The organism is Cnuella takakiae (genome assembly GCF_001953305.1).
Lineage (GTDB): Bacteria > Bacteroidota > Bacteroidia > Chitinophagales > Chitinophagaceae > Flavisolibacter > Flavisolibacter takakiae.
The window spans coordinates 703,257-716,657 of record NZ_MTFE01000010.1; the positions used below are offsets into that span (position 1 = coordinate 703,257).

The following is a 13,401-nucleotide window of genomic DNA, read 5'->3' on the forward strand; positions in this document are numbered from 1 at the left end:
CTAACGGCTAGCAGCTTAAAGCTAAAAGCTAAATCATATGGCATTACTTAAATACGAATCGCAGGTAAGACCACCCATCGTAGAGGGCAACAAAGATTACCACCAGGTAACTGAGGATATCTGCCGCCCGGTGGAAGCCAAACCATCCAAACTGTGGTGGATTGGTTTTATCATCTCCGTGGCACTGCTGATGTTTGGTGTGTTGTCGGTGTACGTAGAAGTAGTTTACGGTACCGGTCAGTGGAACCTTAACAAGACCATCGGCTGGGGTTGGGATATCACCAACTTCGTATGGTGGGTAGGTATCGGTCACGCAGGTACCCTGATCTCCGCGATCCTCCTGCTGTTCCGCCAGGGCTGGCGTACCGGTGTAAACCGCGCCGCGGAAGCGATGACGATCTTTGCGGTAATGTGTGCGGGCCAGTTCCCCATCTTCCACATGGGTCGTGTATGGAATGCATTCTTCGTACTGCCTTATCCCAACACCCGCGGCCCTTTGTGGGTAAACTTCGACTCGCCGCTGTTGTGGGACGTATTTGCGATCTCTACTTATTTCACCGTATCGCTGCTGTTCTGGTACGCAGGTCTGCTGCCTGATATGGCTACCCTCCGCGACCGTGCCAAGGAAAAATGGCGCAAGCGCTTCTATGGTGCAGCGGCTTTTGGCTGGACGGGTTCTACCAAGCACTGGCAGCGCCACGAAGCACTTTCGCTGGTACTGGCGGGTTTGTCAACTCCCCTCGTACTGTCGGTACACACCATTGTATCTTTTGACTTTGCCACTTCGGTAATCCCCGGCTGGCACACCACCATCTTCCCGCCTTACTTCGTTGCCGGTGCGGTATTCTCCGGTTTCGCCATGGTGCAAACCCTGCTGCTGATCACCCGTCGCGTACTGGGGCTGCAGGAGTACATCACCACCGAACACATCGAAGTTATGAACAAGGTAATTGTACTTACCGGTTCCATCGTAGGTATCGCTTACCTCACCGAGCTGTTCATGGCCTGGTACTCGCACGTAGGTTACGAGTGGTTTGCTTTCAAAGAAAACCGTGTAAACCTGTTCTCACCCTATGGCTGGAGCTACTGGCTGATGATGGGTTGTAACGTAATCTCTCCCCAGATCTTCTGGTTTAAGAAAATGCGCCGCAATCTCACCGTTACCTTCTTTATGTCCATCCTGGTGAACGTGGGTATGTGGTTCGAGCGTTTCGTGATCATCGTTACTTCGTTGTACCGCGATTACCTGCCCTCCAGCTGGTCTACTTACTATACCCCCACTATATGGGAGATCGGTTTCTACCTGGGTACGTTTGGTTTGTTCTTTACCTGCTACTTCCTGTTCTCTAAGTTCTTCCCTGTAATTGCCATCGCCGAGATCAAGCATATCCTGAAGAAGAACGGCGACAACTACAAGCAGAAGATGGATGTAGTGGAAGAAGAAAAGGTAGAGGAGTTTGCACACGCACACGCTCACTAAAAAGCTGTTGGCCATTAGCTTTTAGCTGTTGGCCAACTTAAAAGATAATTGAAAGGATAAAACAGGATTAGCTAACCGCTAACCGCCAAAAGCTAAAAGCTCCATTATGGCTATCAAAAAATTTGTTGTAGGCAGTTTTTACGATGAGCAGGTGCTGTTCCCCGCTGTGAAAGCTGTACGCAAATCAGGTTATAAAATTCATGACGTATACACGCCTTTTCCCATCCACGGATTGGATACGGCAATGGGTCTGCGCGATACCAGCCTGCACACTGCAGGTTTTATCTACGGCATCACCGGTACATCGGTAGCCTTTTCGTTCATCACCTGGGCATTCACAACCGACTGGCCGCTGAACGTAGGTGGTAAACCGTTCTTTTCGCTGCCCGCATGGATTCCCATCATGTTCGAGTTGACCGTATTGTTTGCGGCAGTGGGCATGGTACTCACCTTTTGCTACCTGTGCCAGCTGGCGCCGTTTGTAAAAAAGGACCACTTCAACCTGCGCGCAACCGATGACACTTTTGTGATGGCCATTGAGGTTACCGACCGCACCAATGTTGCGGAAGCGCAATCCTTCCTGACCAGCCTGGGTGCTCAGGATGTGGTGTTGACAGAAAAAGAAACCGGCTGGTGGATTGGCCGCTACGACAAAAGACAGCAACTGCTGTCCACCGACCCTCAAACTGCATTGTAATAAACCGTAAGAAGAATAAGATGAAAAAATTGCTGATAGCAACAGGTATTTGGGCAATGGCCGCCACCCTGGTTAGCTGTGGTGGCGCAGAAGGTAACGATCCCGGTCGCGCCTACATGCCCGATATGTATTACAGCCGTGCTTATGAAACTTACGGCTACAACAATATTGGTGATTACCAAACCCTTAAAGATCGGGGCATCAACTACAACGCGGCGCCTGTAAAAGGAACCGTAGCCCGTGGTGCCATGCCCAGCACTTTCGACTTCCCCGCAACGGATAGCGGAAAGGCGATGGCTGCCTCTTACCCCAACCCGCTCGCGGATTTCAAAATGAGCGATGCCCAGATGAAAGAAACCGAGCGCCTCTACCTGGTAAACTGCGGCATCTGCCACGGCACCAAGCTGGATGGCAACGGCCCCCTGTGGAAAGGTGGCGATGGTCCTTATCCTGCCGCCCCCCGCAACCTGCTGGATGATTACAGCAAAGGACTGGCAGACGGTGAGATGTACCATGCCATTACTTATGGTAAAGGCCTGATGGGATCTTATGCAAGCCAGGTACACCCCGAGCAGCGCTGGTGGATCATCAACTACATCCGCACCAAACAAGGTGGCGGTGCAGTACAGGCGCCAATTAAAGACACCGCAACAACAGGTGCCGGTGCCCCGGAGAACCAGGCAGCAGCGCAAATGGGTACTAAATAATTAGCAAGTTTTTCAACAATACATAATGGCAAGCAGAGACCAATTTGTAATTCCCAAGCGTTATAATACCATATCACTGGCTTTGATGGGTGTAGGTATTGTATCGGTATTGATCTTATTATTCAGCCACGGCTTAAGCAACGACGAGCACGAGCAGGCACGTTTCTGGGCATCCCTGCTTCAGAACAGCGTGTACTTCCTGTTGGTAGTTAATGCTTCCATGTTTTTTATCTGCGCTACCACCCTGGCATGGGGTGGCTGGCAGATGACCTTCCGCCGCGTTCCCGAGGCCATCTCCACGGTAGTGCCGGTACTGGGTATCATCACTTTCCTCATCCTGATGGTAATTGTTTTTGGTGGCAACCACACCATTTACCATTGGACCGATGAACACCATGTAATGGAAGACGAAACCCTGTTGCACAAAAAGGGTTTCCTGAACAAGACTTTTTTCACTGTTTGGAGCATCATTACCATTGGTGGCTGGTGGTTTCTGGGCCGCAAGCTGCGCCAGTTGAGCCGTCAGAGTGATGCTGCACCCATGAGCATTGAAGAAGGCAAACGCTATATTTTCAAAAACACCGTATGGGCTGGTGCCTATGCAGCGCTGTTCGGTCTTACTGCGCTGTCTACAACCCCCTGGTTGTGGCTGATGTCCATCGATGCACACTGGTATTCTACTATGTATAGCTGGTACACATTTGCATCCAGCTGGGTTGCGGGTTTGGCGCTCATCACCATTTTCGTGGTGTACCTGAAAAACAACGGTTATCTGGAATATACCAACCGCGAGCACCTGCACGATATGGGCAAGTTCATGTTCGCTTTCTCCATCTTCTGGACTTACCTGTGGTACAGCCAGTTTATGCTGATCTGGTATGCCAACATCCCTGAAGAAACCGTATACTTCAAGCCCCGCATGCAGGGTGTGTACCGCGGTATCTTCCTGCTCAACCTGGTGATCAACTTCCTGGCTCCCCTGCTCATCCTGATGAAGCGTGGTGCCAAGCGCAACTACGGTACCATCACCATTATGGCGGTGCTGATCATCTTTGGCCACTGGCTGGATTTCTACCAAATGGTATTCCCCAGCATCAGCGGCGACCATGTTCCATTTATGTTGGTGGATATGGGAATCGGTATTGGTTTCGTTGGTATCATCATGTATGTTACCGCCCGTTCGCTGGCGAAGCATCCCCTGGTGGCCAAGAACCATCCTTTCCTCAAAGAAAGTATCATTCACCACACTTAATCCAATTGCGGTATAAACAGAAATAACAGAAGTACGTATGTCATCTAATACTTGGATCATTATCGCACTAATTCTGGGTTTTATCATCACCTTCCAGATTGCAAAGGCTAGCGAATACGTAGCCGTACTGCGGGGTGAAGAGCGCACCCGGAGAGAGAACAACCGCATCAACGCCTTCCTGTTGCTGGCCTTCCTGGTACTGGGATTGTTTGGTGTGTGGTATTGCAACGATATCCTTAAGGGAAGAATCCTGGGGGAAGCTGCTTCCGATCACGGCGAGCGCATCGACACCATGTTGTACATTACCCTGGCCATTACAGGTATTGTATTTGTAATTACACAAGCCCTCCTGTTTTGGTTTGGTTATAAATACCAGGAAAAAGAAAACCGAAAAGCTTTCTACTTCCCACACAACAACAAGCTGGAATTGATCTGGACTGTAATCCCTGCCATTACCCTCACCATCCTGGTAGGTTTTGGATTGTACTACTGGTTCCAGATTACCGGTGAGGCACCAAAAAATGCACAGATTGTTGAGGTAACCGGTAAACAATTTGGCTGGGAATTCCGTTATCCAGGTCGTGACGGCAAGCTGGGTAAGAAGTATTACAAGAATATCGACGAGGCCAACTCCAACCCCTTGGGCCAGATCTGGGAGGACAAGGATAACCACGATGATATCTATGTAAGCCAGGAAATGCACATCGTAGTGGGCAAGCCTGTTAAACTGATCATCGGTGCTAAAGACGTTATTCACGACGTGGGCTTGGTACACTTCCGTATGAAGATGGACGCTGTTCCCGGTATTCCTACTACCATGTGGTTTACGCCCAAGTTCACCACCAAGGAAATGAAGGAGAAGTACGGTCCTGATTTCAACTACGAAATTTCCTGCGACCAGATGTGCGGTTCCGGTCACTGGTCGATGAGGGGTACGGTAGTAGTGGAAACACAGGAAGAGTACGATCGCTGGCTGGCAGGTAAAACGCCTCAGTATGCAGCTGCAAAGGCAGCAGTTGCTCCGGCGCCCCCTACCGGCACAATGGCCAACGCCACCGATACGGTAAACACTTCTGTATCGAATGGCCAGCCTAAGGAGTTTGCTAAATAAATTGAAACGAGTTTCCTAAAATAAGAAGACATGAATCAGGAAAGCAATAACACTGTTCGCCCGGAGGTTCACGTAACACACGATGGACACCACGTGGAGCATGACCATGGTCACGGCCACCACAAGGAAACGTTTATTACCAAATACATTTTCAGCCAGGACCACAAAACCATCGCCAAGCAATTCCTGATCTCAGGTATGATCTGGGCGGTAGTGGGTGGTTTGATGTCGGTACTGTTCCGCCTTCAGTTGGGTTACCCCGACCAGAGCTTCGAGATCCTGGAAACATTCTTCGGCCGTTGGGCTGAAGGTGGCCAGATCAAGCCCGAGTTTTACTATGCCCTCATCACCATGCACGGTACCATCCTGGTATTCTTCGTGTTGACCGGTGGTCTGTCGGGTACCTTTGCCAACTTACTCATTCCACTACAGGTAGGTGCACGCGATATGGCGTCGCCCCTGATGAACATGCTGAGCTACTGGTTCTTCTTTATCGCCAGCGTGATCATGATGTCTTCGCTGTTTGTACAAACAGGTCCCGCTTCCGGTGGTTGGACATCTTATCCCCCGCTGAGCGCCCTCGGACAAGCTTCTGAAGGTTCGAAAGTGGGTATGGACCTGTGGCTGTTGTCAATGGCAATGTTCATCGTGTCCTCGCTGCTGGGTGGTCTGAACTATATCGCTACCATCCTGAACATGCGTACCAAGGGTATGAGCATGACGCGTATGCCTTTGACCATGTGGGCGCTGTTCTTTACAGCCATCCTGGGTGTATTGTCTTTCCCCGTTCTGCTGTCGGGTGCCATCCTGCTGTTGTTCGACCGAAACCTGGGTACTTCGTTCTACCTGAGCGATATCTATGTAAAAGGTCAGATCATGCCTAACGAAGGTGGTTCGGCAATCCTGTACCAGCACTTGTTCTGGTTCCTGGGTCACCCCGAAGTATACATCATCATCCTGCCTGCGATGGGTCTGGTATCCGAGGTAATGTCGGTAAATGCCCGCAAGCCCATCTTCGGTTACATGGCGATGGTTGGTTCCTTGTTCGCAATTGCCATCCTGGCCTTCCTGGTATGGGCGCACCACATGTTTGTGAGTGGTATGAGCCCCTTCTTGGGATCCTTCTTTGTACTGCTGACGCTCCTGATCGCCATTCCTTCGGCAATCAAGGTGTTCAACTGGATCACGACCATCTGGCGTGGTAACCTGCGACTCAACCCGCAGATGCTCTTCGCCATCGGTTTTGTGAGCATGTTTATCTCTGGTGGTCTTACCGGTATCTTCCTGGGTAACTCTACCATCGATATCCATATCCACGATACTTATTTTGTAATTGCGCACTTCCACATCGTGATGGGTGTAGCTGCCTTCTTTGGTATGTTCTGCGGTGTTTACCACTGGTTCCCCAAAATGTATGGCCGCTACATGAACAGCACACTGGGTTATATCCACTTCTGGGGTACCCTGATCGGTGCATACCTGATCTTCTGGCCCATGCACTATATGGGTCTGGCAGGTGTTCCCCGCCGTTACATGGACTTCCGCGGCTGGACTTCTTTCAACCAATTTGGTGAGTTGAACAAGTTCATATCAATTGTAACCATCGTGGTATTTGCCGTACAGCTGCTCTTTATCTTCAACTTCTTCTACTCTATCTGGAAAGGCCGTAAAGTGCGTTCGATGAACCCTTATGGTGCCAACACCCTGGAGTGGACCACCCCCATCAGGCCTGGTCATGGCAACTGGGTAGGTGAGATTCCTGAAGTACACCGTTGGGCATACGACTACAGTAAAGATGGACGTGAGTTCATCCCCCAAACTGAGCCGGTGAGCCCGAACGAAACTAAACACTAAACAAGAAGGCACAGCAGTACAATCGTGCTGTTGTGCCCATCAAATAAATACAAGGACGAATAGTGAGTGAGACCACGCAACAGGCAATCCCTGCTAAGCCATCGCTGATCAAGGATTACCTGCAGTTGATGAAGCCTTCATTGAGCATCATGGTGGTCTTCTCTAGCGTGATCAGTTACTTGCTGGCGCCCAACGTGCTCTTCGACTGGTGGCAGATTGTATTGCTTTTTGTAGGCGGTATGCTGGTAACCGGCTCGGCCAACACCATCAACCAGGTGGTGGAAAAAGACACGGATGCGGTGATGAAGCGAACCGCTTCCAGGCCGGTAGCTTCGGGCAGGATGACGGTGCAACATGGCTGGACTTTCGCCATTGTTACCGGCATAGTAGGGGTGCTGATACTCGGGTTCTTCTTCAACTGGTTAAGTGCTGCTTTGGGTGCATTCAGTCTGGTATTGTATGCATTCATCTACACGCCGCTCAAGCGTCAAAGCGCTATCGCGGTATTTGTAGGCGCTTTTCCCGGAGCACTGCCCTGCTTAATCGGCTGGGTGGCCGGTACCAATGCTTTTTACCCCTGGGAAGAAGTGCTGGTGGCTGGCGAAAGCTATACCAACCTGGGAGGTTGGGTGCTCTTTGGATTACAGTTCCTGTGGCAGTTTCCGCATTTCTGGGCCATTGCCTGGGTTGCGCACCGCGATTATAGCACCGCAGGGTTCAAGCTTTTACCGAGCGATTTGGGTCCAACCAAGTTCACGGCATTGCAAACCATTGTGTATGCCTTGCTGCTGGTGCCCATCGGCATCTTGCCTTATTACATCAACATGTCGGGCATTACCAGCCTGTACGTGGTGCTGATCACCAATTTATTCCTGGTATTTCAGTGTTTCCGGTTGTACCGCGAGATGGATGTAAAGGCGGCACGCAGGGTTATGTTCAGCTCTTACCTGCATTTGCCGGTAGTGTTATTGGCCCTGTTGTTGGATAAAGTATAAGCAAAACAAAAGCACGGAGGATATGGTTTTGGAAGGCAAAAAAAGAGGGGTTCACCCCCACAAGTTTACCCTTTGGGTAGCCCTGGCCAGCATTGTAATGATGTTTGCCGGCCTTACAAGTGCGTATATCGTGAAAAGCAACCAGGCCAACTGGGAAGTGGTGGAAACACCCGTGGAGTTTTATTATTCCACTGTGGTAATCCTGCTGAGCAGCCTCACCATTCAATGGGCGCTTCGTTCTTTTAAACAAAGGGAGATGAGCCGCTACCGTTTGCTGATGGCCATAACCGGTGTACTCGGTATTGCCTTTATCTGGCTGCAGTGGGTAGGCTTTAATTGGATGTGGGACAATGGCGTAACCTTCCAGGGTTCTGGTGCCGGACAATTTCTTTATATCATCGCTGGCCTGCATGGCTTGCATGTGCTGGGTGGCATTGTTGCCCTGATTGTGGTGATAACAAGGGCTTTTGTTGGCCGCACACAAAGCTACAGTTCGGTACCCGTAGAGATCATGAGTACCTACTGGCACTTTGTTGATGTTTTGTGGATCTATTTGTTCATCTTTCTTATCATAGTAAAATAATTCGTCTATTTGCGCTGAAGTAAAGGACGAGTGCAGAAACGGAAAAACAGAAACTGTCTTTAAAATCATGGCAACAACTGCTGTAGCAACAAAAACAAACTGGTGGAGTGGTGGTAAGAGCCCCTTCAACATGGAGTACGGGAAACTGATGATGTGGTACTTCCTGATGAGTGACGCTTTTACTTTTGGCGCATTCCTGATCGCTTATGGTACCATCCGTTTCTCGCAGAACTACTGGCCCGATCCCAACGCAGTGTTCAACGCATTTCCCGGCGCTGGCCATGCCAACCTGCCGCTTGCGTTTGTATCGCTGATGACCTTTATCCTGATCGTGAGCTCGGTTACCATGGTACTGGCAGTACATGCCGGCCACCACAACAACAAGAAGGAAACCGTTAAGTGGCTTACCTGGACCGTACTCGGCGGCTTTGCGTTCCTTGCCTGCCAGGCATGGGAGTGGACCCACCTTATTACCGGTGAGCACGCAGTACTGGTACAAAACAAACTGGATGTAATTGGTACTACCGTTCGCACCAATCCCTGGGGTAACCCTATTGAAGGGGCTATGGTAGCCGATGCCCTCAAGAATACACCCCATGAAACACTGGTGAAACTGGTGCACATGGAAAATCACGAAATGCACCTTGAGCAACTGGCTGCCATGAGCGACGATAAGCTCCGCGCCATGGTCAACACTGCCGAACTGCATGTACGTGAGCAAGGCCCCGTAGCCTTTGGTGGTTTCTTCTTTGGTATCACCGGTTTCCACGGTTTCCACGTATTCTCCGGTGTGATCATCAACCTGGTAATGCTGGTGATGGCACAGCAGGGTGTGTTTGAGCGTCGTGGTCACTACCTGATGGTTGAAAAGGCTGGTTTGTACTGGCACTTTGTAGATCTGGTGTGGGTATTCGTATTCCTTTGTTTCTATCTAATCTAATCAACTCTTAAACGCATTATACAAATGGACCACAATAACGAATTACAGGAAGTAACCTTCCACCACGAACCCTCTGAGGGAACCGGCCGCATCTGGAAAACATTCTGGCTCCTGCTCGGTATCACCGTTATCGAACTGGGTTTGGGTCTGCTGATGTATGCTGTGAATATGCCTGATTGGATGCACCTCTTTATCAAAGGTGTGGTAGTAATCCTGTCGCTGGCAAAAGCCTTCTATATTGTAAGCATCTTCATGCACCTGGGCGATGAGATCCGCAACATGATCATGACCATTGTAGTGCCCCTGCTGTTGTTCGTATGGTTTATCGGCGCCTTCCTTTATGATGGCAACACCTACCGTACCCGCCGCAACCGCTACGACACTTACTTTGGCTCGCAATCTAAAGAGCAACTGAACCGCGAAGTGCGTTCGGCCGATACCACCATCAAGCCGCTCGACTAAGGTTTAACCAATATTGTCAATTTCTACAACCATCGCCGCATTACCTTTGCGGCGATGGTTTTTTTATGACCGGTGATGGACAGGATTAAGGAAGGATTTCGAGGATAGTTTCCGCACCTTATTTTCCTTCATTTGTTTACCATGCTCCAATCATTTGTTGTTTAAAGCCAGAAGCTTAGTGCGAGCAAAATGCACGTAAATAGTTGTGGTGGTTCAGAGCCTCCTATCAATCCTTTATAAATCCTACAAATCACCGGTTTGAATAAGAAAGCTGCTTTTGGAATACTCATCACAGTAGTCATACCCCTGATCTGCTACCTGATAGTAAAGAACGTCAGTACCGATGCTGCGCCGATGCCGCGGCACTACATCTTTGATACGGTGGTAACCAAAGAAGTAAAAGGTAAAGTAGTTACGGATACCGTATGGCACAAAGTGCCCGATTTTAAACTCACCAACCAACTGGGCCAGCAGGTGAGCTGGGCCGGGTTGGAAAATAAGGTGGTGGTGGCCAATTTCTTTTTTACCCGTTGCCCAACTATCTGTCCCAGGCTTACCAGGAACATCAAGCTTTTACAGGATAATATCAAGAGCTCGGAAAAAGTAGGCAACCGCTTTGCCGACTTCATGCATTTCATCTCCTTCTCGGTGGATCCGGAACGCGATAGTGTACATAACCTGAAACACTGGGCCGACCGTTTTCAGGTAAATCCTGAGAACTGGTGGCTGGTGACCGGTGACAAAAAGCAGATCTACGATCTGTCTATTAATGAAATGAAGTTGGGCCTGGTGGATGGTAAAGGCATAGATACTTCTTTTTTCCATACCGATTACCTGGTGCTGCTGGACCGCAACCGCAACATCCGTGGCTACTACCATGGTCTGGATAGCACCGCGGTAGAGCAACTGGCAAAAGACATTGTTTACCTCTACCTCGAAAAGGACCCCAAACGCAAAAGCGTATTTGCCGGGAAGTTTGAACTGTTGGCCATTGTAGCCCTTGTAACCATTGCCGCCGTTGCTTTGTTAGTATTCCTGCTTAAAAGAAAAAATCTATGAGTTTCGTTATTCAAAAAAATGATGGCCTTGCCAAAGGCCTGATCTGGGCGGTATCTTTTGTGGTATTTGCCGTTGTTGTAATCCTTGGCCGGGTAAAACTGGAAGTGGACCTCGGCTTCGATGTACACGTTTTTGCGGCCATAAATGCCGTGATCAATTCTGTTGTGGCCTTCCTGTTGGTTTTAGGCCTGATATCGGCTAAAAAGGGCCAGTATGAGCGGCACAGACGTACTATGATGGCTGCCATCCTGCTGTCGCTGGTGTTCCTGGTATTTTATATTGCCCACCACCTGCTGGCAGGCGATACCCGCTTTGGCGGCGAAGACGCCATCCGGTATATCTACTACTTTATCCTGATCACCCATATTATCCTGGCAGCCATCATCTTGCCCTTTATCCTGTTTACAGCATACCGTGCACTGATTGGTGAAAATGTGGCGCACCGCAAGCTGGCAAAGATCACCTGGCCCATTTGGTTTTATGTGGCGGTAACGGGGCCGGTAGTGTACCTGCTGATCAGCCCGTATTATTAAGTTTATTGTTTTTGGTTTTTTGTTTTGAGTTATTAGCAAAGCAAAAACCTACAATTTGATGCCGGCTGCATTGTGTAGCCGGCATCTTTGTTTGGATCCAGGAACAAAAAACGAAAAACCAAAAACAAGAAACCCAAAACATGTTTTCCCTATCTTGCCACACCGCATGAAGCTCCTTAGCCCTGCCATATCAAGATTTGCCCGGATGCGCCTCTGGTCGGCCGAACAGTGGATAACCGATCCCTTATCGGCGCAGCACAATGTGTGGCAGGACTTGCTGGCTGCCGGCCAGTATACGGAGTTTGGCCGGCAGCACCGTTTCTCCGCCATCCAATCCATTGCCGATTACAAGAAGACCGTACCCATTAGTGAGTATAACGATCTCAAGCCTTTTATTGAACGCATGATGGAAGGGGAGGAGAACGTGTTGTGGAATACGCCGGTGAAATGGTATGCTAAAAGCAGCGGCACTACATCCGACAAAAGCAAGTTCATACCTGTATCGGAAGAGAGCCTTGCCGACAACCACTACAAAGCCTCCAAGGATGTACTGTCATTTTATTATGCATCGCATCCCGATAGTGATTTGCTTACAGGCAAGAGCCTGGTGATTGGTGGCTCACACCAAATAAACCAGGTAAACGAAGAAGTGCAGTATGGCGATTTGAGTGCGGTGATCCTGCAGAATTCTCCTTTCTGGAGCAACTGGATCCGCACGCCTGATTTGTCCATCGCGCTTATGGATGAATGGGAAGAAAAGATAGAGGCGCTGGCGCAAAGCACCATCAACGAAAATGTAACCTCGATGGCCGGGGTGCCCACCTGGTTGATTGTATTGCTCAAAAGAATACTGGAAATAACAGGCAAGCAAAACATCAAGGAAGTTTGGCCCAGCCTCGAATTGTACCTGCATGGCGGGGTAAGCTTTGTGCCATACAAAGCGCAGTTCGAAAAACTCATTGGCGCACCCATCAACTACCTCGAGATGTACAATGCATCTGAAGGTTTCTTTGCCGCACAGGATGAACTGGGTGCCGATGGCATGTTGCTGATGTGCGAACATGGCATCTTCTACGAGTTTCTGCCTGCCGATGAGTGGGGTAAGGAAGATGGCCAAACCATACTGTTGGAGGAAGTGGAATTGGGTAAGAATTATGCACCGGTGATCACTACCAATGGAGGACTTTGGCGTTACCTGATTGGCGATACCATCCAGTTTATTTCCCTTGCGCCCTACCGCATCAAGGTATCGGGCCGCATCAAGCATTTCATCAATGCCTTTGGCGAAGAGGTGATCATTGATAATACGGATGCCGCTATTGCCGCTGCCTGTAAAGCAACAGGGGCCATTGTAAACGATTACACCGCAGCACCGCTTTATTTTTCAGATGAAGGCAATGGCGCCCACGAGTGGCTGATTGAATTTGACAAGCTGCCAGAAAACCTGGAAGCATTTGTTGCCGCAATGGACGGCCACCTGCGCAGCATCAACAGCGACTACGAAGCCAAGCGCCACAAGGATATCGCCCTGCGCATGCCGGTAGTGCATGTGTTGCCTACAAATACTTTTACTGATTGGCTGGCTTCAAAAGGAAAGTTGGGTGGCCAACATAAGGTGCCAAGGTTGGCGAATGACAGGAAGGTGTTGGAGGAGATATTGGGGAATAGGTGATTGGTGATTGGTGATTGGTGATTGGTGATTGGTGATTGGTGATTGGTGATTGGTGA

At 49.7% G+C, this 13,401-nt stretch carries 13 protein-coding genes; all 13 read left to right on the forward strand.

Annotation, left to right across the window (positions count from 1 at the left end; genetic code table 11):
- Positions 1 to 37 precede the first annotated feature (37 nt).
- Entirely contained in the window at positions 38 to 1,480 is a 1,443-nt protein-coding gene (gene nrfD / locus BUE76_RS03370; RefSeq protein ID WP_073045411.1) for an NrfD/PsrC family molybdoenzyme membrane anchor subunit, read from the forward strand.
- Positions 1,481 to 1,586: 106 nt separating this feature from the next.
- Positions 1,587 to 2,177 (forward strand): DUF3341 domain-containing protein, encoded by a 591-nt coding sequence (locus tag BUE76_RS03375; protein WP_073045413.1) that lies wholly within the window; start codon positions 1,587 to 1,589, stop codon positions 2,175 to 2,177.
- 20 nt (positions 2,178 to 2,197) lie between these two features.
- Positions 2,198 to 2,884 (forward strand): c-type cytochrome, encoded by a 687-nt coding sequence (locus BUE76_RS03380; protein ID WP_073045415.1) that lies wholly within the window; start codon positions 2,198 to 2,200, stop codon positions 2,882 to 2,884.
- A gap of 25 nt (positions 2,885 to 2,909) precedes the next feature.
- Positions 2,910 to 4,136, forward strand: coding sequence for a quinol:cytochrome C oxidoreductase (locus BUE76_RS03385; RefSeq protein WP_073045417.1), 1,227 nt, complete (start codon positions 2,910 to 2,912; stop codon positions 4,134 to 4,136).
- A gap of 37 nt (positions 4,137 to 4,173) precedes the next feature.
- Positions 4,174 to 5,247 (forward strand): cytochrome c oxidase subunit II, encoded by a 1,074-nt coding sequence (locus tag BUE76_RS03390; RefSeq protein ID WP_073045419.1) that lies wholly within the window; start codon positions 4,174 to 4,176, stop codon positions 5,245 to 5,247.
- Positions 5,248 to 5,277: 30 nt separating this feature from the next.
- The gene (locus tag BUE76_RS03395; protein WP_073045421.1) at positions 5,278 to 7,101 is read left to right on the forward strand and encodes a cytochrome c oxidase subunit I; all 1,824 of its coding nucleotides are present in this window, start codon (positions 5,278 to 5,280) and stop codon (positions 7,099 to 7,101) included.
- 62 nt (positions 7,102 to 7,163) lie between these two features.
- Positions 7,164 to 8,096: a heme o synthase gene (cyoE, locus tag BUE76_RS03400; RefSeq protein ID WP_073045423.1), complete on the forward strand. Its 933-nt coding sequence runs from the start codon at positions 7,164 to 7,166 to the stop codon at positions 8,094 to 8,096.
- Between the two features lie 22 nt (positions 8,097 to 8,118).
- Positions 8,119 to 8,679, forward strand: coding sequence for a cytochrome c oxidase subunit 3 (locus BUE76_RS03405; protein WP_073045425.1), 561 nt, complete (start codon positions 8,119 to 8,121; stop codon positions 8,677 to 8,679).
- Between the two features lie 67 nt (positions 8,680 to 8,746).
- A complete protein-coding gene (locus BUE76_RS03410; protein WP_073045427.1) occupies positions 8,747 to 9,619 on the forward strand; it encodes a cytochrome c oxidase subunit 3 in 873 nt (290 codons plus the stop codon).
- A gap of 24 nt (positions 9,620 to 9,643) precedes the next feature.
- Entirely contained in the window at positions 9,644 to 10,081 is a 438-nt protein-coding gene (locus tag BUE76_RS03415; protein ID WP_073045429.1) for a cytochrome C oxidase subunit IV family protein, read from the forward strand.
- A 258-nt stretch (positions 10,082 to 10,339) separates the two neighbouring features.
- Entirely contained in the window at positions 10,340 to 11,140 is an 801-nt protein-coding gene (locus tag BUE76_RS03420; RefSeq protein WP_073045431.1) for an SCO family protein, read from the forward strand.
- Positions 11,137 to 11,673, forward strand: coding sequence for a DUF420 domain-containing protein (locus tag BUE76_RS03425; protein ID WP_073045434.1), 537 nt, complete (start codon positions 11,137 to 11,139; stop codon positions 11,671 to 11,673). Before BUE76_RS03420 ends, BUE76_RS03425 begins: the two co-directional genes overlap by 4 nt.
- A gap of 166 nt (positions 11,674 to 11,839) precedes the next feature.
- Entirely contained in the window at positions 11,840 to 13,345 is a 1,506-nt protein-coding gene (locus BUE76_RS03430) for a GH3 auxin-responsive promoter family protein (protein WP_073045454.1), read from the forward strand.
- Positions 13,346 to 13,401 lie beyond the last annotated feature (56 nt).

What these genes read in the sequence shown, in the direction of transcription:
- BUE76_RS03385 (WP_073045417.1), top strand. Translation starts at nt 2,910, where the DNA reads ATGGCAAGCAGAGACCAATTTGTAATTCCCAAGCGTTATAATACCATA.
- BUE76_RS03430 (WP_073045454.1), top strand. Translation starts at nt 11,840, where the DNA reads ATGAAGCTCCTTAGCCCTGCCATATCAAGATTTGCCCGGATGCGCCTC.
- BUE76_RS03395 (WP_073045421.1), top strand. Translation starts at nt 5,278, where the DNA reads ATGAATCAGGAAAGCAATAACACTGTTCGCCCGGAGGTTCACGTAACA.
- BUE76_RS03375 (WP_073045413.1), top strand. Translation starts at nt 1,587, where the DNA reads ATGGCTATCAAAAAATTTGTTGTAGGCAGTTTTTACGATGAGCAGGTG.
- BUE76_RS03390 (WP_073045419.1), top strand. Translation starts at nt 4,174, where the DNA reads ATGTCATCTAATACTTGGATCATTATCGCACTAATTCTGGGTTTTATC.
- BUE76_RS03425 (WP_073045434.1), top strand. Translation starts at nt 11,137, where the DNA reads ATGAGTTTCGTTATTCAAAAAAATGATGGCCTTGCCAAAGGCCTGATC.
- BUE76_RS03405 (WP_073045425.1), top strand. Translation starts at nt 8,119, where the DNA reads ATGGTTTTGGAAGGCAAAAAAAGAGGGGTTCACCCCCACAAGTTTACC.
- BUE76_RS03380 (WP_073045415.1), top strand. Translation starts at nt 2,198, where the DNA reads ATGAAAAAATTGCTGATAGCAACAGGTATTTGGGCAATGGCCGCCACC.
- nrfD (WP_073045411.1), top strand. Translation starts at nt 38, where the DNA reads ATGGCATTACTTAAATACGAATCGCAGGTAAGACCACCCATCGTAGAG.
- BUE76_RS03415 (WP_073045429.1), top strand. Translation starts at nt 9,644, where the DNA reads ATGGACCACAATAACGAATTACAGGAAGTAACCTTCCACCACGAACCC.
- BUE76_RS03410 (WP_073045427.1), top strand. Translation starts at nt 8,747, where the DNA reads ATGGCAACAACTGCTGTAGCAACAAAAACAAACTGGTGGAGTGGTGGT.